This window comes from Providencia sp. LY12 (assembly GCF_057621555.1).
The window spans coordinates 3,991,407-4,010,490 of the sequence record NZ_CM172594.1 but is presented as its reverse complement, the minus strand read 5'-3'; the positions used below and the strand labels follow the sequence as shown (position 1 = coordinate 4,010,490).

Genomic DNA, 19,084 nt, shown 5'->3' with positions numbered 1-19,084 from the left:
TGTCAGGAGATTAACGATGGCAAAAGAATTCAGTCGTTCTCAGCGCGTAGCTCAAGAAATGCAAAAAGAAATTGCAATTATCTTGCAGCGCGAAATCAAAGATCCCCGTATTGGCATGGCAACCGTTTCTGGCGTAGAGCTGTCACGGGATCTGGCATACGGTAAAGTCTTCGTCACTTTCTTCAACTTTGCGAATGAAAAAAGTGAAGAAGAGATGGTTGCAGACGGCATTAAAGCATTAAATGAAGCGTCAGGTTTCATTCGTTCATTACTGGGGAAAGCAATGCGTTTACGTATTATTCCTGAATTAACGTTTGAATATGACAACTCATTAGTTGATGGTATGCGTATGTCTAACTTAGTATCGAACGTGATTCGTAATGACGAAGAGCGTCGTGCAGGTACAGATAGTAAAGAGGAAAAATAATGGGGCGTCGTCGTAGCGGGCGCAATATTGACGGCGTTGTGCTGTTAGATAAGCCCACCGATATTTCCTCAAACGATGCGCTGCAAAAAGTGCGGCGCTTTTTCAACGCAAATAAAGCCGGGCACACGGGGGCACTTGACCCACTAGCGACAGGCATGTTGCCAGTCTGCCTTGGTGAAGCGACGAAATTCTCACAGTTTTTACTCGATTCAGATAAGCGCTATCGGGTGATTGCACGCCTTGGGCAACGAACAGATACTTCTGATTCTCACGGCGAAATCATCAGTGAACGCGATATCACTTTTACGGCACAGCAACTTGAAGAAGCCCTCGAACATTTTCGTGGAGATACACTGCAAGTTCCTTCCATGTATTCAGCGCTGAAACACCAAGGGCGCCCATTATATGAATACGCACGTAAAGGTATTACGGTAGAGCGTGAAGCCCGCCAAATTACAGTGTATGAACTTCAGTTTATTCGTTGGGATAACAATGAATTAGAACTGGAAATTCACTGTTCTAAAGGCACCTATATTCGAACTATCATTGATGATTTAGGTGAAATGTTGGGGTGTGGTGCGCATGTGACTTATCTGCGTCGTGTGCAAGTGGCAAATTATCCTTACGATCGTATGGTCACGTTGGAACAATTAGCTGCTTTACGGGCAAAAGTGGATGCGGGAGAAGGCTCATTTGAATCCTTGCTCGATTCTCTATTATTGCCAATGGATACCGCAGTGGTTCATTTTCCTGCAGTGAATATTACTGAGGAAACAGCCGCGTATTTCAAACAGGGTCAACCTGTACGCGGTGATGTAAAAGACCTAGTGGAAGGCGACATGATCCGTGTCACTTGTGGTTCAGAGCAGCGGTTTATCGGTATCGCTCTGATTAGTGAAGATGGACGTATTGCACCGAAGCGTTTGGTCGTTGAAAATGAACCGTCCGCATAATGGCGCTTATTGCTTTGCTGCCCTAAGCAGCGTAGAATGACGGCGCTAAATCTTGAGATGCTAAATTAGAGATTGGCTCTCATCACTTAAATTTATATTATTTTGGAGTTTATTATGTCTCTAAGTACTGAAGCGAAAGCGAAGATCGTTGCTGAATTCGGCCGCGGTGAAAATGACACGGGTTCAAGCGAAGTTCAAATCGCTCTGCTGACAGCTCAAATCAATCACCTGCAAGGTCACTTCTCTGAGCACAAAAAAGATCACCACAGCCGTCGTGGTCTGCTGCGTATGGTTGCTCAGCGTCGTCGTTTACAAGCTTACCTGAAAGGTAAAGATATCGCACGTTACACAGCGCTGATCGAGCGTCTGGGTCTGCGTCGTTAATCTTGTCAGTTTCAGAGGAAAGGGGCCAAATGGCCCCTTTTCTTCTAAAAGTTAATTGAAAGTTGAAGTAATACTCGAATTATACTTAACTAAAATGTTAAGCTATTATCGATAATTGACTGTTTTAATTAAAACCACTTAAAACTACATCCGAATTCGCGCGGCTAATGAGAGAATTGATGATTGGAATATCAATCCTCTCATTAGTCGCGAGGCTGTAGTCAGAAAATAAACCATGCTACCTGAGAATCTCTCGTAGCCTTACAAAAAGGGTAATATTTTGTTAAATCCTATTGTTCGTAAGTTCCAGTATGGCCAGCATACCGTAACATTAGAAACAGGCATGATCGCACGCCAAGCAACGGCTGCGGTGATGGTAAACATGGATGACACCGCAGTATTCGTGACTGCTGTGGCTCAGAAAAAAGTTAAAGAAGGGCAAGATTTCTTCCCTTTAACAGTTAACTACCAAGAGCGTACTTACGCTGCGGGTCGTATCCCAGGTAGCTTCTTCCGTCGTGAAGGTCGTCCTGGTGAAGGCGAAACCTTAGTTGCACGTCTGATTGACCGTCCATTACGTCCTCTGTTCCCAGAAGGCTTCCTGAACGAAATCCAAATCATTGCTACCGTTGTTTCTGTTAACCCACAAGTTAACCCAGATATCGTTGCGATGATCGGTGCATCTGCTGCACTGGCACTGTCTGGTGTTCCATTCAATGGTCCTATCGGTGCTGCACGTGTTGGTTTTATCAATGACCAATATGTTCTGAACCCAACTGCTGATGAATTAAAATCAAGCCGTCTGGATTTAGTGGTTGCAGGTACTGACAGCGCAGTATTAATGGTTGAGTCAGAAGCTGAACTGTTAAGCGAAGAGCAAATGCTGGGTGCAGTTGTGTTCGGTCACGATCAACAACAAGTTGTTATCCAGAACATCAATGAATTAGTCAAAGAAGCGGGCAAAGAGAAATGGGATTGGCAGCCAGAGCCAGTTAACCAAGCTCTGAACGATCGCGTTGCTGCACTGGCTGAAAGCCGTATGGGCGATGCTTACCGTATCACGGAGAAACAAGAGCGTTATGCTCAAGTTGACCTGATCAAAGACGAAGTGATTGCAACTCTGGTTGCTGAAGATGAAAACGTCGATGTTTCTGAAGTGTCAGACATTCTTGCTCACTTAGAAAAACAAGTTGTTCGTAGCCGCGTTATCCGTGGTGAGCCACGTATCGATGGTCGTGAGAAAGACATGGTTCGTGCGCTGGACGTTCGTACTGGTGTTCTGCCACGTACGCATGGTTCTGCACTGTTCACCCGTGGTGAAACTCAGGCGCTGGTTACTGCAACATTAGGTACTGAGCGTGATGCACAGGTTATCGACCAATTAATGGGCGAATACACTGACCGCTTCTTATTCCACTATAACTTCCCTCCATACTCTGTTGGTGAGACTGGTATGGTTGGTTCACCTAAACGTCGTGAAATTGGTCACGGTCGCTTAGCGAAACGTGGTGTGCTGGCAGTTATGCCTTCACAAGCAGAATTCCCGTACACAGTACGTGTTGTTTCTGAAATCACGGAATCTAACGGTTCTTCTTCAATGGCATCTGTATGTGGTGCGTCTCTGGCTCTGATGGATGCTGGTGTGCCAATTAAAGCTGCTGTTGCGGGTATCGCGATGGGCCTGGTAAAAGAAGGTGACGATTTCGTTGTTCTGTCTGACATCTTAGGTGATGAAGACCACTTAGGTGATATGGACTTTAAAGTAGCGGGTAGCCGTGACGGTATCAGCGCACTGCAAATGGATATCAAAATCGAAGGTATCACTCGCGAAATCATGCAAGTGGCTCTGAACCAAGCTAAAGGTGCGCGTCTGCATATCCTTGGCACAATGGAACAAGCTATCAATGGCCCACGTGAAGAGATCTCTGAGTTCGCTCCACGCATTTACACCATCCGTATCAACCCAGACAAGATCAAAGATGTCATCGGTAAAGGTGGTTCTGTTATCCGTGCATTAACGGAAGAAACAGGCACAACTATCGAAATCGAAGATGACGGTACTGTGAAGATCGCAGCAACTGATGGTCTGAAAGCGAAAGAAGCAATTCGTCGCATCGAAGACATCACTGCAGAAGTTGAAGTGGGTCGTATTTACCAAGGTAAAGTGACTCGTATCGTTGACTTCGGTGCATTTGTTGCTATCGGTGGCGGTAAAGAAGGTCTGGTTCACATTTCTCAAATCGCTGACAAGCGTGTAGAGAAAGTGACTGACTACCTGCAAATGGGTCAAGAAGTTCCTGTTAAGGTGTTAGAAATCGACCGTCAAGGCCGTATTCGCCTGAGCATGAAAGAAGCTGTTGCTGGCGAAGAAGCTCCAGCACAGCAGGAATCAGCAGAATAAGCTGACCGAAAGTGTAGCGCCTGATAAACTTAGGCGCTATCAGCCTAAATTTGCTGACTAGTGGTAATGTAAGGGCGTAGTATGCAGAACTGTATTAACTTTCGTTTTATCGATAGCCGCACCTTAGTCCGTGTGCTATCCGCGTTCATCTTTTTTATTATTATTGGATGTAGTAATAAAGATTGGCGTAAAAACGAGGTTTTTGCAGTTCCATTGCAGCCTTCATTACAACAAGAAGTGATTTTGGCTCGTATGGAACAAATCCTTGCGAGCCGATCTTTAACCGATGATGAGTACGCGCAGCTTTTATATGAGCGCGGAGTACTGTATGATAGTCTCGGTTTAAGGGCGCTGGCACGTAATGATTTTTCAACTGCGTTGTCAATCCGTCCGGATATTCCTGAAATCTTTAACTTTTTAGGAATATATTTTACGCAGGCTGGCAACTATGATGCCGCCTATGAAGCGTTTGATTCTGTTTTAGAGCTTGATCCAACTTACAATTTCGCGCGAATGAATCGTGGCATCGCATTATATTACGGTGGACGATACAAATTAGCGCAGGATGATCTGCTGGCGTATTATCAGATAGATCCAAATGATCCTTTTCGTACTCTGTGGCTTTATCTCGTAGAAAAAGACATAGACCCGCGTATGGCACAAGACAATCTTGCTGCCCGCTACAACCAAGCGGAGAAAGGGCAATGGGGCTGGAATATCGTAGAATTCTATCTTGGCAATATCAATGAAACGACATTGATGGAGCGTTTGAAAGAGACATCTACGGATAACACTTCGCTCGCTGAGCATCTCAGTGAAACTAACTTCTATTTAGGTAAGCATTACCTAAGTCTGGGGGATAAGGATAGCGCAACTGCGTTATTCAAACTGACGGTAGCTAACAACGCACACAGCTTTGTTGAGCACCGCTACGCATTGTTGGAATTGGCGCTGTTAGGCCAAGAACAAGACGACCTATTAGAATCGGGCCAGCAATAGCTGACGAACATTTCTCTATTCATTTTTAAGCCATCATCCACCCGGGTGAGGGTTTATTTGTTCGTTTAATAACACAATTTGAGCCAGTTCACATTTTAAATGATAATGACCGAAATGATTTTCGCTCCGTTATGTAAACTGGCCGCCACTAAGTATGAGGCACCTTTACATGACGACTGAGACCGATATGTCTTTTGCTGATCTAGGTTTATCAGCATCTATTTTGAACGCACTAAGCGACCTGGGATACGAAAAACCATCTCCAATCCAGCAACAATGTATTCCATTGTTATTGGATGGTAATGATGTATTAGGTATGGCACAAACCGGTAGTGGTAAAACCGCTGCATTTGGTTTGCCATTACTGCATAACATCGATCCAGATTTAAAAGCTCCACAAATTTTAGTACTGGCACCGACACGTGAGTTAGCGGTGCAAGTTGCTGAAGCACTGAGCGATTTCTCTAAACACATGAACCGTGTCAACGTGGTTGCCTTATATGGCGGTCAACGTTATGACGTTCAACTTCGTGCATTACGCCAAGGACCACAAGTGGTTGTTGGTACTCCAGGTCGTCTGTTAGACCACCTGAAGCGCGGTACTTTAGATCTTTCTAAACTGAAAGGCTTAGTATTAGACGAAGCTGATGAAATGCTGCGTATGGGCTTCATCGATGATGTTGAAAACATCATGAGCCAGATTCCAGCAGAACACCAAACTGCGCTGTTCTCGGCAACAATGCCAGAACCAATCCGTCGTATTACTCGTCGCTTTATGAAAGATCCTAAAGAGATCCGCATTCAGTCGAGCATTACTACACGCCCAGATATCGCTCAAAGCTACTGGACTGTTTACGGTATGCGTAAAAATGAAGCGCTGGTGCGTTTCTTAGAAGCTGAAGATTTCGATGCGGCGATTATTTTCGTTCGTACCAAAAACGCAACCTTAGAAGTTGCAGAAGCGCTTGAGCGTAATGGCTATAACAGTGCGGCACTGAATGGTGACATGAACCAAGCACTGCGTGAGCAAACATTAGAGCGCTTAAAAGATGGTCGTTTAGATATCCTGATCGCAACTGACGTTGCAGCACGTGGTCTGGATGTTGAGCGTATCAGCTTAGTTGTTAACTACGACATCCCAATGGATGCAGAATCTTACGTTCACCGTATCGGTCGTACCGGTCGTGCGGGTCGTGCGGGTCGCGCATTACTGTTTGTTGAGAACCGTGAGCGCCGTTTACTGCGTAACGTTGAACGTACAATGAAACTGACTATTCCTGAAGTGGAATTGCCAGATGCTGACGTATTAAGCCAACGTCGTCAGGCGAAATTTGCTGAACAAATCCAACAGCAATTAGAAAGCAGCGACTTAGATCAGTATCGTTCACTGTTAGCGAAAATGTCTCCATCTGAAGATGTAGATATGGAAACCTTAGCAGCGGCATTACTGAAAATGGCTCAAGGCGAACGTGCTCTGATCCTGCCACCAGATGCACCGCGTCGTCCGCGTCGTGAATTCAACGACCGTGATGATCGTCGTGGCGACCGTCGTGACCGTAACGACCGCAACAGTAACGGCAACGGTTTTGACCGTGCAGAGCGCGGCGATCGTAGTGCTCGTCGTGAGCGTCGTGATGTTGGCGATATGGAAATGTACCGTATCGAAGTGGGTCGTGATGATGGTGTTGAAGTTCGTCATATCGTTGGTGCGATTGCGAACGAAGCAGACATCAGCAGCCGCTACATTGGTAACATCAAACTGTTTGGTACTCACTCAACTATCGAGTTGCCAAAAGGTATGCCAAGCGAAGTGTTAACTCACTTAAGCCGTGCGCGTGTACTGAACAAGCCAATGCAAATGCAACTGATCGGTGATGCTCAACCATTTGAGCGTCGTGGCGGTGGCGAACGTCGTGGTGGTCCACGTCGTGAAGGCGGCAGCGAAGGTGGTTTCGGTGCAGGTCGTCGTAATGACCGTGGTGGCGATCGTGATGGTCGTCGTAGCGGTGGTGATCGCGAAGGCTTCAGCGGCAACCGCCGTGGTGGAAACCGTGATGGTGGCAACCGTGACCGTGGTAACTCTGCACCGCGCCAAGATGGCACTAATGCAGCGCCACGTCGTCGTAGCAGCAGCCACAACGCATAATAGCGCTATCCAGCCACGTTAATGTGGCTGAGATAAATACAAAAAACCCGCATTTTAAAATGCGGGTTTTTTTATGCAGTTAATAAGGCTTTCGCTTCTCGCTGAGGCATAGGCAGCGGTGCTCGGCTTACCACCACTTTTTTCACGCGCTGATTAAATGCCCCGTAAACAATTTCGGTAAATAGGCGCTCTTCCACCATATTCACGCCCCCTTCAATAATTTCGAGGGCTTGAACCAAAACACGATGTTTCGACGCAAAAGGGCGACGGACTTTCAGCCCCATATCGCAGACCAACTGATACAGTACAAACTCGGCTTTAAAAAAATCCCCGATAACCATTCTTTGGGCTGAAAACTCACCCGTTGCACTGTGTTCTTCATGGGTATCGAGATTTTTTAATGTCATCGAATTGGTGCGAATTTGCAGGTAAAAATCAGCCATAACCTTTTCTCCTGAGTCACTCGTTAAATTAGCCCAAGCGCCTCTTTTAAGGGTTTTAAATAGCGGCGGCTAACGGGAATATGCTCACCTGAGCATAGCACCAATTCGGCTTGTCCATTATCCCCAAATAGAATCTCGCTGAGCTGGGTCATATTTACTAAATATTGACGATGGCAACGGACTAACGACGTACGCATTTCTAATGTGCGCAAGGTTAATTCGGTAAAGCCTTCTTGTCCTTGGGTACTCATTACATACACGCCGCTCATGCGAGAAGTAACATATTGCACATCGTCTAATTTCATTAGATAAATTCGGCTGTGTCCGGTACAAGGAATAAACTTGAGCGGTTCATTGTTATCGAGAAGCTCGAGATTCTGTTTCTGTTTATTTTGGCGTAAACGGGCTAAAGTTTTTGCCAATCTTTCAGGTTCAAGGGGTTTAAGTAGATAGTCGAAAGCATGCTCTTCGAAAGCTTGGATCGCAAATTCATTAAATGCTGTCAGAAAAACAATGTGTGGGCGCTCTTCAGGATCGAGCATACGCACCATTTCTAATCCCGTCACCCGGGGCATTTGAATATCTAAAAACACCACATCAGGCTTTTTTTTGTGGATCAAACCGATGGCTTCAATGGCATTGGCGCACTCGCCAATAATCTCGATATCGTCATGTTCCTCAAGTAAGCAGCGCACGTTTTCACGGGCTAGGGGTTCGTCATCAACGATCAGTACATTCATAGCGTTATTATCATTTATTATGTGCAATGTGATTAAGTGGACATGTAGGGCAAGCGGATTTTCACGCGGGTGAATTTTTCAGGTTCATACTCCACGCCTATTCCATATTTTTCACCGTATTTCAGGCGCAAGCGTTTATCGACTAAGCCCATCCCTAAGCCGTCAGATTGCCCACTTGGCTGGTATAAACCGGCATTATCTTCGATTTCAATATAGACATGTTCACAGCGAATATAGCTGCGTATTGTAATGTATCCGGTATTTAATAACTGTGAAGTGCCATGTTTTATTGCATTTTCGACAATAGGTTGCAGCGTAAACGCGGGTAATTCCACCTGTTTAACTTCATCGGGGATATCTAAATGGATCTGCAAATTCTCTTGAAATCGCGCCTTTTCAATTTGCAGGTATGAATTGATATGCTCGATTTCCTCCCCTAATGTCGCATTCTGTTCTGGACGTTTTAAGTTATTGCGAAAGAAGGTGGAGATATACTGCACGAGCTGTCCCGCTTGCTGGCTATCTTTGCGGATCACTGCCTGTAATGTGTTAAGCACATTAAAGAGAAAATGGGGATTCACTTGTGCGTGAAGTAGTTTGACTTCCGATTGCAGTAAAGATTGTTTATTGCGCTCATATTGCCCCGCCAAAATTTGTGCTGAGAACAGGCTGGCAATTCCTTCCCCTAGCGTACGGTTAATGGAGCTAAAGAGGCTATTTTTGGCTTGGTATAATTTGATGGTTCCAATAACTCGTTGGTTTTCCCCTCTAAGTGGGATGACGAGGGTGGAGCCAAGCTTGCACGAGGGACTTAGTGAGCATTTATACGGCGTTTCGTTACCATCGGCATAAACCACCTCATTATTATCAATGGCCTGCCTAGATTGAATCGATGAGATAGGTGTCCCAGGAATATGGTGATCGGAACCTAGACCGATAAAGGCGAGAATTTTTTCTCTATCCGTAATGGCGACGGCACCAATATCTAACTCTTGGTAAATAATTTTTGCCACTTTCATGCTGTTATCCGCATTGAAACCTTTACGCAAAATACCTTCAGTACATAGGGCGATTTTCAAGGCTTGCGCGGAGAATGCCGTGGTGTATTTCTCGACGATGGCACGCCTATCCAGCAAAATGCGGATAAACATGGCTGCCCCGATGGTATTGGCAATGATCATCGGCGCGGCAATATTTTTCACTAATTCATAAGCTTCATCGAATGGACGGGCGATGAGTAAAATAATCAGCATCTGGATGATTTCAGCGAAAAAGGTAACGCAGCTGGCGGTAACAGGGTTAAAAATTTTATTAATTTCCCCTCGCTTCATATAGTAACGATGTACCAGACCGCCAATTAAGCCTTCGACAATGGTCGAGATCATACAAGCGAAAGCGCTCATTCCACCCAAAGAGTACCGGTGAACCCCACCAGTAAACCCAACAGCAAAGCCCACCGCAGGGCCGCCTAACAATCCGCCAAGTACAGCGCCAATAGCACGAGTGTTCGCTATGGAATCATTGATATGTAAACCAAAATAAGTACCGATGATGCAAAATACTGAGAAAATAAGGTAGCACATCACTTTATGAGGTAAGCGAATGGTCACCTTAAGAAGAGGGGTAACCAGAGGAGTGCGGCTGAGTGCCCAAGCGATAACGAGGTAGACGCACATTTGTTGTAGTAGTAATAAAATCAAGTCGAATTCGTACATGCTCGTCATATTTCACATTATGGGGGTGTTGGCTGCGCTCAGCTACTTAAGTCACATACTTTTGTACATGCTCGTCATATTTCACATTATGGGGGTGTTGGCTGCGCTCAGCTACTTAAGTCACATACTTTTGTACATGCTCGTCATATTTCACATTATGGGGGTGTTGGCTACGTTCAGCTCCTCTAGTCACATACTTTTGTATGCTCCTAGAGATATCTTCTCTTGCCGCCTACCCATAATGCGAACTATTTAGAGCATGGCTTACTATATAGAGCATGGCTCATTATATTTCACATTCTATATTTTACATTATGGGGGTGTTGACTGCGCTCAGTGGGCTTAGCCATATATTTTTGGGGGTATTGTATCTTATTGGGCTGGTTAAGTAATCGTCATTTAATAATTAGTAAAACATCATTATTTGACATAAGCGTCAAAGCCCCTCAGACTAAAAAAGACCGCTAAAGCGTGATTTTGCGCACAAATTTCTTAACGTTAGTGTTAATTTATTGTCATAATGAAAAAGTAGTTTCCTCCGTTATTATTCAAGGCCCACATACATAATGAAAAAAAGAACCATCATACTGATCTTGCTTATGCTGATCTTAATTGCTGCTGCGGCGCTTTTTCATTCCCATAATCAATTTTTATTATTGCAAGGGGAAGTGGACGCACCGGAGGTCATCGTGACTTCAAAAGCCAAAGGCAGAGTCATTGAACGCCATGTAGAACGCGGGGATGATGTGAAGAAAGGGCAGTTATTGCTCACCTTAGAAAGCCCTGAGTTACAAGCCCAATACGCGGCATTAAAAGCGGCTAAGGACCAAGCTCAAGCTCAACTCGACCAATCCTTGAATGGAACTCGTGAAGAGACGCTGCGTGACCTACAAGCTGCGGTTGCTCAAGCAAATTCGCAATACCAAAATGCCTCCCGTGAATTTACCCGTCTAAATAATCTTTCAGGTAAAGGGTATGTTTCAGCAAATGAGCTAGATACCGCCCGTAAAGCGAAAGATGTTGCGTTCCAACAAGTCCAAAGTGCTAAGGCGCGTTTGGAAGAAGGGAAAAACGGCGATCGTATCGAGCAGCGTCAACAATATAAAGCGGCAGTGGACCAAGCAGAGCAAAAACTGGCTGAGCTCCAAGTTCAACTGGATGACTTGCAAGTGAAAGCCCCTGTGGATGGTGAAGTCGGTCCAATCCCTGCGGAAATTGGTGAACTGTTCAATGCTGGTAGCCCATTAATCTCATTGATCAGCCTTCCTCAAGCCTATTTTGTTTATAACCTACGTGAAGACATTTTAGTGGGTGTGAAAAAAGGGGACAAAATTGAGCTGACGGTTCCTGCCTTAGGGGATAAAACCGTGGAAGCCGAAGTTCGCTATATTGCACCGAAAGGGGATTACGCGACTAAACGAGCCACCCGTGCGACAGGGGATTTCGACCTGAAAACCTTTGAAGTTCGCTTGTATCCACAACAACCGATTGAAGGATTGCGACCGGGGATGAGCGTCTTGTGGCACTGGGATAAATAACAGGTGACGCCATGAAACTCAAATTCGCTTGGCATGGTTTTGAACATGCCTTTAGCCGCGAAACCCAAATGGCGATCCGCAGCCCAGTCTTTCACTGGCTGAGTTGGCTATTCCCTTTGATGCTGTTTACGTTAATCAGCGCTAACTTCTCAGAGGGAACGCTGATGGATGTGCCAGTTTCGGTGGTCGATAACAACAACAGCCCAGTTTCAAGGCAAATTATCCGCGATCTTGATGCGGGTCCTCATGCGGAAGTGAAAGCGATTGATGGCAACTTAGTGACATCCATCAAGCAGCTGGGTAGTGCCAAAGATTATGCCTTGCTCTATATTCCCCAAAATTTTGAAGAGGATATATTGCGAGGACGCCAACCTGAATTACGCATGTACTACAATGCGCTGTTTTACGCATCTGGCAGTTATGCTATTCAAGATTTTAGCGGCTTAGTTGCGGAACTTAACGCCAAATACCGCCAAGAAATGGCAAAATCGATGGGGCAATCGCTACCAGCATTGGCGCAAGTCACGCTCTCTTACGATAGCCTCTTTAACCCAAGTGGTAGTTATATTTATTACCAACAATTTGCGGCGACCATCCATATGCTGCAACTGTTTGTGGTCACTGCCACTATTTATACTATGTCTCGCGGCACCATTCTCCAAAGTGTGAAGCCATTTTCAATGGCACTGCTAGGTAAAATGGCACCTTATACGTTATTTTTCACGACGTTACTAATTGTGGAACTGGCGGCATTGGTCACTATCTTCGATGCAAAAGTAGTAGGGAACCCTCTGTATATGATGCTGGTGGGCTTCTTCTATGTGATAGCGGCGCAGAGTATCGGGTTACTACTCTTTAGCTTTACGTCCAGCGCGATAATGGCTTACAGCTTAATCGGGATGCTGGTGAGTATTGCCTTGGCGTTTTCTGGCATGGCAGTGCCGGAACTCTCGATGATTCTGCCCGCACGAATTATTTCGAACGCGGAGCCGCTCACTCACACCTTAAACGCCATGTTTGATATTTTCTTACGGGAAATTTCGTTTGAGCGCATTGTGCAAGTGTGTCTATTTTTGCTGATTTACCCGTTATTGACGGCATTTTTGATCCGTAAACGCTTAGTGAAACGGCTTGAAACCCAAGGAAGTATCGTATGATGACGGTCTATTTTGCGACGTTTAAAAAGGTACTGCTGGGCATGCTGGAGAAACCGATGTGGCTACTGCTGCTCGTTTCTCTCTGTATTATGAGTTTGGTGTACGCGCGTCCTGTCCTGTGGGATCTGCCTGTGGCGGTTATCGATATGGATCACTCAGGCGCAAGTCGTGAGCTGATCCGCGATTTAGACGCCACGCCCAAAGTCCAGCTACACAGTTACGATAATTTAGCTCAAGCGCGGCAGGATATGATTGCGAGGCAGCTGTTTGCCATCGTAATCATCCCTACGGATTTTGAAAAGCATTTGCTTAGTGGCAAAAATATCACGGTACCGGTTTATGGGGATGCCACAAACCGCTTAGCCAGCGGGCAAATCCAGCAAGAGCTATCGAAAGCGTATCAAACGCTATTGAGCGCCTATAACACCCAGTTACTGGAAAAGGCGGGTTTCAGTCTTGAACAAGCAAAAGTGATTATTGCCCCTGTTCGCAGTGAAACCGAGCCGCTGTATAACCCCGGCATTAGCTTTGCGGCGATTATCTTCCCTGGCTTGCTGGTGATGTTATTGCAGCACTCCTTATTAATTGCGTGCGTGCGGGTCAGTATTGCCATTCGCTCCACACCAAAAGGCAAGCCCCCATTAGCGGTTTACCTTGGGGCGTTGTCGGCGCTGGTGCCTATTTGGTTATTTCTTTCGACCGTATTTTTTGCTTTATGGCCATGGATTTTGGGTTATCGGCAAGAAGCGCCGTTGTACCAAATTTGGATGCTGACCTTCCCATTCTTACTCGCCGTTATTGGGTTAGGGAAGTTGGTCACCGAATGCTTGCGTAGTGTGGAAATGATCTACCTGACATTGGCGTTTATCACCACGCCGGTGTTCTATATGTCTGGTACGATTTGGCCATTACAAGCTATGCCAGACTGGGTACGAATGATAGCCTCTGCATTGCCATCAACATGGGCGACTAACGCCATGGCGGGAATCAACCAAATGGGTCTGCCATTTAGAGATATCTTGATGGATATTGTGATGATGCTGGTGCTTGGGGTGATTTACTCGTTTATCGGTGTGTTTATTGGCATGTTGCGAGATGGTGAGTTACGCCAGATTAGTCATGCGGTGCACCGCTGGCGCAAGCATTTTCATAAATAGCCATAAATAATCGTCAGAGAGGTTGGCTTCCAACCTCTCATTTTGAAAAATTACGCCGCAATCTTTTATTCCGATACATTTTACTCTACAACGCTGAGACTTAAGTTGCACTCTTTGGGCGTTGAAACCGAAAATGTGCGTCCGTTAGCATTGGTTTTGCCCGAATAGGCTTCCCCATTACAGTCATTGATAATGATGTAATTGACTGATGAAAGTGGTAAATCATTTTCATCGGTTAATAGGAAACTCAAATTATAATCGTGGCCACCCACTTGGGAACTAATGTTGCCATTGCTTTTGGCGGCAAGACCCGCGATCACAAACTCACCTGTTTTACCTTCTTGGTTAAGTTTTCCAACCACATTATCTTCAGTTCCTGCCACAATATGGGCATTTTCAGGTACTGAAAGAATTTTTTTCCCTTTAAATACCACGCGGTAGTACCCAGAATCGGAGTAACCCACTTCTTGGTTTTTTTCGAGATCAGCTTTGGTGTACTCAAGGGATGTTGAGCATCCCGCTAAAAAAAGTGTCATGACGAGCAGGGTACGTTTTATCACGGGTATTTCCTTATTAGTCTGTGAGTTTGGTTGCTTATCTAATCTACCGTACGTCAACTGAATTCAAAGGAGATAACTCTGTATCTGTTTGGGGGATATTCTGGGTATAGACAGGTTTTTGATGAAGAATTGCGCAGGTTGTCACGCAATGGTATATTTAAACATAAAGGTGGCTACAATGTAGCTACATTATGACAGTGAGGTATTTTATGACTGCTTTATTAAAAACGACGGATGTTCGTAGTCGCATTGATGAGCAACTAAAAGCTGAGGCAACCAGTGTATTGCAAGATTGTGGGCTGACCATTAGTGCCGCGATCCGTTTGTTTCTTGAGCAGGTTGTTCAGGAGCAGGGGGTTCCTTTTGAAATTAAACGCAAACAGCCTTCTGCGAAAACTGCTCAGGCTTTAAAAGAAGCCGCGCTCATTGAGCAACAGTATTCTTCATTGGATGAGATGATGTTGGAGCTAACGAAGAGTGAGTCAAAAAACAAGCCATAAACGCGCCCAATGCCCAAGGCAGGTAGCTTATACATCAACCTTTAAAAAATCAAAAATCATGGGAACGTTATAATCGGGCTGGTAGAAGGAATATGAATGAAGCGATTGCCATTATGGAAATACTTTTTTCACAGAAAAATATTCCTCCACAGTATCTTGATCATGAGTTAGAAGGAAATGAGTGGGGTGGTGCAAGGGAATTACATATTGGAGGTGATTTCCTGCTCGTATATCAACTTTCGGATGATGGGCGCTTAGTGACTTTCATTGATATAGGTTCACACAGTGAACTATTTGGCTAATTGAATAAAAAAGGCTCTATAAAGAGCCTCTTATAAATAGACAAAAGCCCATCACGCTTCTAGAGTCAATCCGGCAATATTGCGCCAATAGCCATTACAGCTTTGGTCGGGAATGCTCAGTGGGGACTGCCCGTATTGGTTGGCTTTAAATTGCCTAATCACATCGAGGGACTCAAAGCTTTCAGGGGAAACCCGCACAATATCCACCAAATCCTGCATAGACGAAATATCGTTGCCTAAGTTATAGCAGTAGCCGCTCAGGGTTTGGATGCCATTAAGCGTGAACACTTGTTGCTGCTCCTGTGACATCACTTTGCGCCCTTGCGGGTAATTAATGCAGCAGGTTTCGCACTCATCTTTTTGGCGGTTTTCCGAACGAGCGGTAAAACAGCGGGCAGAATAAGCCAGTGGTAAGTGACCGTAGCTGAAAACCTCCACTTCAAATTTATCGCGAATACCTAGCTCTTCACATTGATTGAGCAAATTCACCAGCCAGTCACGGGAAAGTTCAACGGGCATACACCAGCGCATCATGCCTTGGCGTAGCAAAATATTCAGTGATGGAGCGTTGTAGCAGTTAAGCCCGTGACCCGCCACAAAAGGTAATTTTCGCTCTGCCAGCATGTTGACGACACCGAAATCGTGCGCTTCAATCAAAAACTCGCCATTATCGACTAACTTACTGATTTCTTTCAGCTCGGAGGGCGCTTGTAACAGCGCAAGGGTGCTGATAATAATCTGTTTACCGCTTCCTGCTAGCTGTTTCGCAAGGTCAATCCAGTCGTTGGGTTTCATATCACGGCGCTTGCTACATACCGTTTCCCCGAGATAAATAATATCCGCGTCGCTGTCTGCTGCCTGCTGATAAAAATCCTGTAAGGTTGATGTTGGCCAGTAGTACAGTACTGAGCCTAATGCATATTTCATTATGTTACCCATTAATCCATGCTGATGAATGATGTGCGCCAGTTATTGCCATTTACGGTGATACGCTCCAAGGGTGGTTTGGCTACCTTCAGAAAGGTCGCCAAGGGCTTTGAGCCATCTAGGATCCGTCACGAAACCATCTGGATTGGATTTATAGCGATTGATTGCCTGACGCCAAATCTTGGTCACTTGGGTGACATAGGCAGGGCTGCGCTGACGACCTTCAATTTTTACCGAGGCGATATTGGCGCTCATCAGCTCAGGTAGCAGCTCAATGGTATTGAGACTGGTAGGCTCTTCAAGAACATGGTATTTCTGCTCATCCACCACATAGCGCCCTTTACACAGGGTTGGATAACCCGCATTTTCATTTTTTTGGTAGCTGTCGATCAGCACATCATTCAGTCGTGACTCCATGCCATTTTCAGTCTGTTGCCAGCGAACAAAACGTGCAGGAGAGCAAGCACCGACCGTATTCGGAGATTCTCCCGTTAAGTAGGAAGAAAGATAACAGCGACCTTCAGCCATAATGCACAGGCTACCAAAAGCAAAAACCTCCAGCGGGACAGGACTGGTTTTGGCGAGCTGTTTCACTTGGTGAATCGATAACACGCGAGGGAGCACCACGCGATGCACTTGAAAGTTACGCTCATAGAAACGAATGGCTTCTGTGTTGGTCGCGGAAGCTTGCACAGAAACATGGCGCTCAATATGCGGGTATTTATTGGCCGCGTACTCTAACATCGCGATATCGGCGAGGATCAGAGCATCGGCTCCTAAGTCAGCCGCTAAATCAACAGAGTTTTGCCAGCGTTGATAACCATCAGGATGAGCGAAGGTGTTTATCGCAATATGCAATTTACGTTTACGCTGGTGGATATAACGCTCTGCTTCATGCAGATTTTTTTCCGTAAAATTCAAACCTGCAAAATGGCGCGCGTTAGTATCATTTTTGAGTCCGATGTACACCGCATCGGCACCATTATCAACAGCAGCTTTTAAGGCAGGTAAATTCCCCGCAGGGCAGAGTAATTCCATTGGCTTTTTTCTCTGTATAAAAATTTAGCAATTGGTCATTCTAGACAAGGGGTCTGGTAGAGGTTTTGATTTAGCGCAGAGAAGCTTGGAATGTTGCAGGCGAGATAGTTATTTCGTGACTATTATAAAAGTGTAGAGATTATTGGAAATAAATATTGGCGAGATGGATAAAGATTGATATAGGATCGGTATCATCACGTTATTTTTTGGCAAAATATGTCCTTATATCGGATAAATAACGATATATCTCTGACTATCTTTACATCTACACATCAATGTTATCTATAATCTTAGTCATTATAGGTATTAAAATTGTCCAAGCGGCTGCTTTAACCTGTAGTTATGCATAGTGGACAGATAATTGATACGGGAGTTAGTACTGTGTTTGGTAAAATTCGTTCTCAACTGATCACTCAAGGCCCTTCATTTTTGAAGTTTCCATTGAAAGTGACCCCATTTGTCGTACAGCGTCAAATACTCGAACAACTATTAAGTTGGCAGTTTCGTGAATCTGTTAAAGAAGGCGAACTCGATTTTCTGGAAGGGAAATGGCTGAAAGTTGAGATCCGAGATTTAGAGCTTGTTTGGTTTATCAGCTTACAAGAGGGTCAGCTGGTGGTACAAAAGCAGGCTGAACCGGATGTCAGTGTCAGCGGCAATGCCAATGATCTGGTATTGATCGCAGCCCGCAAAGAAGATCCCGATACGCTCTTTTTCCAACGTCGTTTGGTGATTGAAGGGGATACTGAATTAGGTTTGTATGTTAAAAACCTGATGGATGCCTTCGAAATTGAAAATATGCCTGCGCCTTTACGCTTTGGTCTATTACAGCTCGCTGATGTGATTAAAACGGTACAAGACAGTGAGGACGCAGAGCATAAAACGCCTGTGTTAACCTCATGCTGATACGTGTAGAAATCCCGGTTGATGCCATGGGTATCGACACGCTATTACGTGAAACCTTCCCAACTGAGGGGGAGGCAGATCTTGTTCAGCACCTGCGTGAAGATGGGTTACTGACCCTCGGTGTGGTGGCAACCAACGATGACGGCGAAGTTATTGGCTATGTCGGGTTTACCCCGGTTGATGTGAATGGTGAAGATGTTCAATGGGTAGGACTCGCCCCATTAGCCGTTAAAAAAGCCTATCAAGGCCAAGGTATCGCGGAAAAATTGGTTTATGAAGGGTTAGATAGCTTAAATGAATTTGGTTATGGGGCTGTCGTCGTTCTCGGTGATGAGGGTTACTACGGGCGTTTTGGTTTCGAACCCGCTTCCAACCACGAATTACGTTGCCAATGGCCAAGTCTACAAAAACATTTTCTTGTCTACGGACTCGAAAACGGTGCAATTGACCAGCATAAAGGCGAAGTCACTTACTCATCGCATTTTGACAATGTGTAAGCCGCTAAATAATGCTGTAAATCATCAGGCTGGTCAGTGACCAGCCTTTCTTTTGCCTGCTTACTCAATTGCTTCACTCGATACTCTAATTGAGATGCTTCAGAACGATCCCCCGCAGTACAATGAAAAACGAGGGTCAAAGGCGATTTACCTTTTAGTGCCTTGGCACCAGTTCCCGCTTCATGCTGTTGAAAACGCCGCTGAACATCGGTGGTGATCCCACAATATAACGCGTTATTTTTCTGCCGAATTAAGTAAAGAGACCAATTTTGCTGTGTCATTTTGTTTTTCTTG

21 protein-coding genes are annotated in these 19,084 nt (G+C 45.2%); 14 read left to right on the top strand and 7 right to left on the bottom strand.

Annotated features, from left to right (window positions below):
- Positions 1-16: 16 nt before the first annotated feature.
- The 7 genes from rbfA (at position 17) to ACY3ZI_RS18945 (ending at position 7,310) form a co-directional block, all read left to right on the top strand.
- Positions 17-427 (top strand): 30S ribosome-binding factor RbfA, encoded by a 411-nt coding sequence (rbfA, locus tag ACY3ZI_RS18975; protein WP_036949056.1) that lies wholly within the window; start codon positions 17-19, stop codon positions 425-427.
- Complete coding sequence (gene truB, locus ACY3ZI_RS18970) at positions 427-1,380, top strand: tRNA pseudouridine(55) synthase TruB (protein ID WP_211886880.1); 954 nt, start codon at positions 427-429, stop codon at positions 1,378-1,380. The genes rbfA and truB overlap by 1 nt, the downstream gene beginning before the upstream one ends.
- Before the next feature lie 114 nt (positions 1,381-1,494).
- Positions 1,495-1,764: a 30S ribosomal protein S15 gene (gene rpsO, locus ACY3ZI_RS18965; protein ID WP_006814502.1), complete on the top strand. Its 270-nt coding sequence runs from the start codon at positions 1,495-1,497 to the stop codon at positions 1,762-1,764.
- A 280-nt stretch (positions 1,765-2,044) separates the two neighbouring features.
- Complete coding sequence (pnp, locus tag ACY3ZI_RS18960) at positions 2,045-4,165, top strand: polyribonucleotide nucleotidyltransferase (RefSeq protein ID WP_036949061.1); 2,121 nt, start codon at positions 2,045-2,047, stop codon at positions 4,163-4,165.
- 81 nt (positions 4,166-4,246) lie between these two features.
- Positions 4,247-5,164, top strand: coding sequence for a lipoprotein NlpI (gene nlpI, locus ACY3ZI_RS18955; RefSeq protein ID WP_154599704.1), 918 nt, complete (start codon positions 4,247-4,249; stop codon positions 5,162-5,164).
- Between the two features lie 99 nt (positions 5,165-5,263).
- Positions 5,264-5,344, top strand: coding sequence for a hypothetical protein (locus ACY3ZI_RS18950; protein WP_487377576.1), 81 nt, complete (start codon positions 5,264-5,266; stop codon positions 5,342-5,344).
- Complete coding sequence (locus tag ACY3ZI_RS18945) at positions 5,334-7,310, top strand: DEAD/DEAH family ATP-dependent RNA helicase (protein WP_487375703.1); 1,977 nt, start codon at positions 5,334-5,336, stop codon at positions 7,308-7,310. Before ACY3ZI_RS18950 ends, ACY3ZI_RS18945 begins: the two co-directional genes overlap by 11 nt.
- Before the next feature lie 71 nt (positions 7,311-7,381).
- On the opposite strand, the gene ACY3ZI_RS18940 is transcribed toward ACY3ZI_RS18945, so the two are convergent.
- From ACY3ZI_RS18940 to ACY3ZI_RS18930, 3 genes are read right to left on the bottom strand one after another with little or no spacing between them, the layout of a single operon-like run.
- On the bottom strand, positions 7,382-7,753 hold the full coding sequence (locus tag ACY3ZI_RS18940) for a YjaA family stress response protein (protein WP_211886882.1): 372 nt from the start codon (positions 7,751-7,753) through the stop codon (positions 7,382-7,384).
- 23 nt (positions 7,754-7,776) lie between these two features.
- Positions 7,777-8,493, bottom strand: a complete 717-nt coding sequence (gene btsR / locus ACY3ZI_RS18935; protein ID WP_036949068.1) for a two-component system response regulator BtsR — start codon at positions 8,491-8,493, stop codon at positions 7,777-7,779.
- 32 nt (positions 8,494-8,525) lie between these two features.
- Positions 8,526-10,208 (bottom strand): sensor histidine kinase, encoded by a 1,683-nt coding sequence (locus ACY3ZI_RS18930; protein ID WP_211887257.1) that lies wholly within the window; start codon positions 10,206-10,208, stop codon positions 8,526-8,528.
- A 566-nt stretch (positions 10,209-10,774) separates the two neighbouring features.
- On the opposite strand from ACY3ZI_RS18930, the gene ACY3ZI_RS18925 reads away from it, so the two are divergent.
- Genes ACY3ZI_RS18925 through ACY3ZI_RS18915 form a run of 3 tightly spaced genes read left to right on the top strand, consistent with a single transcriptional unit; the run spans position 10,775 to position 14,060 of the window.
- Positions 10,775-11,746, top strand: coding sequence for an HlyD family secretion protein (locus ACY3ZI_RS18925; RefSeq protein ID WP_036949070.1), 972 nt, complete (start codon positions 10,775-10,777; stop codon positions 11,744-11,746).
- Positions 11,747-11,757: 11 nt separating this feature from the next.
- Positions 11,758-12,903: an ABC transporter permease gene (locus ACY3ZI_RS18920; protein ID WP_132496367.1), complete on the top strand. Its 1,146-nt coding sequence runs from the start codon at positions 11,758-11,760 to the stop codon at positions 12,901-12,903.
- Complete coding sequence (locus ACY3ZI_RS18915; RefSeq protein WP_211887258.1) at positions 12,903-14,060, top strand: ABC transporter permease; 1,158 nt, start codon at positions 12,903-12,905, stop codon at positions 14,058-14,060. The genes ACY3ZI_RS18920 and ACY3ZI_RS18915 overlap by 1 nt, the downstream gene beginning before the upstream one ends.
- Before the next feature lie 80 nt (positions 14,061-14,140).
- Here the strand turns inward: ACY3ZI_RS18915 and ACY3ZI_RS18910 are convergent, their stop codons facing one another.
- The gene (locus ACY3ZI_RS18910; protein WP_272535578.1) at positions 14,141-14,620 is read right to left on the bottom strand and encodes a hypothetical protein; all 480 of its coding nucleotides are present in this window, start codon (positions 14,618-14,620) and stop codon (positions 14,141-14,143) included.
- 209 nt (positions 14,621-14,829) lie between these two features.
- On the opposite strand from ACY3ZI_RS18910, the gene ACY3ZI_RS18905 reads away from it, so the two are divergent.
- Positions 14,830-15,120 carry a type II toxin-antitoxin system RelB/DinJ family antitoxin gene (locus tag ACY3ZI_RS18905; protein WP_154603017.1) on the top strand — a complete coding sequence of 97 codons (291 nt, stop codon included), beginning with the start codon at positions 14,830-14,832 and terminating at the stop codon, positions 15,118-15,120.
- Between the two features lie 92 nt (positions 15,121-15,212).
- Positions 15,213-15,422: a type II toxin-antitoxin system YafQ family toxin gene (locus ACY3ZI_RS18900; protein ID WP_487375702.1), complete on the top strand. Its 210-nt coding sequence runs from the start codon at positions 15,213-15,215 to the stop codon at positions 15,420-15,422.
- A gap of 51 nt (positions 15,423-15,473) precedes the next feature.
- On the opposite strand, the gene ACY3ZI_RS18895 is transcribed toward ACY3ZI_RS18900, so the two are convergent.
- Positions 15,474-16,349, bottom strand: a complete 876-nt coding sequence (locus ACY3ZI_RS18895) for a U32 family peptidase (protein WP_487375701.1) — start codon at positions 16,347-16,349, stop codon at positions 15,474-15,476.
- A 42-nt stretch (positions 16,350-16,391) separates the two neighbouring features.
- Positions 16,392-17,387: a ubiquinone anaerobic biosynthesis protein UbiU gene (ubiU, locus tag ACY3ZI_RS18890; RefSeq protein ID WP_154610088.1), complete on the bottom strand. Its 996-nt coding sequence runs from the start codon at positions 17,385-17,387 to the stop codon at positions 16,392-16,394.
- Positions 17,388-17,768: 381 nt separating this feature from the next.
- Here ubiU and ubiT point away from each other — a divergent pair, with 381 nt between their 5' ends.
- Positions 17,769-18,293, top strand: a complete 525-nt coding sequence (ubiT, locus tag ACY3ZI_RS18885) for a ubiquinone anaerobic biosynthesis accessory factor UbiT (RefSeq protein ID WP_036949089.1) — start codon at positions 17,769-17,771, stop codon at positions 18,291-18,293.
- Positions 18,287-18,790: a GNAT family N-acetyltransferase gene (locus ACY3ZI_RS18880; RefSeq protein WP_036949091.1), complete on the top strand. Its 504-nt coding sequence runs from the start codon at positions 18,287-18,289 to the stop codon at positions 18,788-18,790. Before ubiT ends, ACY3ZI_RS18880 begins: the two co-directional genes overlap by 7 nt.
- Here ACY3ZI_RS18880 and ACY3ZI_RS18875 read toward each other — a convergent pair.
- Complete coding sequence (locus tag ACY3ZI_RS18875; RefSeq protein ID WP_132496376.1) at positions 18,763-19,071, bottom strand: GIY-YIG nuclease family protein; 309 nt, start codon at positions 19,069-19,071, stop codon at positions 18,763-18,765. The two genes, ACY3ZI_RS18880 and ACY3ZI_RS18875, sit on opposite strands and share 28 nt — an antisense overlap.
- Positions 19,072-19,084 lie beyond the last annotated feature (13 nt).

Bases quoted from the DNA above. Each gene is read 5' to 3' on its own strand.
- rpsO (WP_006814502.1), top strand. From the start codon at position 1,495: ATGTCTCTAAGTACTGAAGCGAAAGCGAAGATCGTTGCTGAATTCGGC.
- ACY3ZI_RS18950 (WP_487377576.1), top strand. From the start codon at position 5,264: ATGATAATGACCGAAATGATTTTCGCTCCGTTATGTAAACTGGCCGCC.
- ACY3ZI_RS18900 (WP_487375702.1), top strand. From the start codon at position 15,213: ATGAATGAAGCGATTGCCATTATGGAAATACTTTTTTCACAGAAAAAT.
- nlpI (WP_154599704.1), top strand. From the start codon at position 4,247: ATGCAGAACTGTATTAACTTTCGTTTTATCGATAGCCGCACCTTAGTC.
- ACY3ZI_RS18945 (WP_487375703.1), top strand. From the start codon at position 5,334: ATGACGACTGAGACCGATATGTCTTTTGCTGATCTAGGTTTATCAGCA.
- ACY3ZI_RS18880 (WP_036949091.1), top strand. From the start codon at position 18,287: ATGCTGATACGTGTAGAAATCCCGGTTGATGCCATGGGTATCGACACG.
- truB (WP_211886880.1), top strand. From the start codon at position 427: ATGGGGCGTCGTCGTAGCGGGCGCAATATTGACGGCGTTGTGCTGTTA.
- ACY3ZI_RS18875 (WP_132496376.1), bottom strand. From the start codon at position 19,071: ATGACACAGCAAAATTGGTCTCTTTACTTAATTCGGCAGAAAAATAAC.
- ubiU (WP_154610088.1), bottom strand. From the start codon at position 17,387: ATGGAATTACTCTGCCCTGCGGGGAATTTACCTGCCTTAAAAGCTGCT.
- ACY3ZI_RS18895 (WP_487375701.1), bottom strand. From the start codon at position 16,349: ATGAAATATGCATTAGGCTCAGTACTGTACTACTGGCCAACATCAACC.
- ACY3ZI_RS18930 (WP_211887257.1), bottom strand. From the start codon at position 10,208: ATGTACGAATTCGACTTGATTTTATTACTACTACAACAAATGTGCGTC.
- btsR (WP_036949068.1), bottom strand. From the start codon at position 8,493: ATGAATGTACTGATCGTTGATGACGAACCCCTAGCCCGTGAAAACGTG.
- ACY3ZI_RS18920 (WP_132496367.1), top strand. From the start codon at position 11,758: ATGAAACTCAAATTCGCTTGGCATGGTTTTGAACATGCCTTTAGCCGC.
- ACY3ZI_RS18905 (WP_154603017.1), top strand. From the start codon at position 14,830: ATGACTGCTTTATTAAAAACGACGGATGTTCGTAGTCGCATTGATGAG.
- ACY3ZI_RS18940 (WP_211886882.1), bottom strand. From the start codon at position 7,753: ATGGCTGATTTTTACCTGCAAATTCGCACCAATTCGATGACATTAAAA.
- ACY3ZI_RS18915 (WP_211887258.1), top strand. From the start codon at position 12,903: ATGACGGTCTATTTTGCGACGTTTAAAAAGGTACTGCTGGGCATGCTG.
- ACY3ZI_RS18925 (WP_036949070.1), top strand. From the start codon at position 10,775: ATGAAAAAAAGAACCATCATACTGATCTTGCTTATGCTGATCTTAATT.
- rbfA (WP_036949056.1), top strand. From the start codon at position 17: ATGGCAAAAGAATTCAGTCGTTCTCAGCGCGTAGCTCAAGAAATGCAA.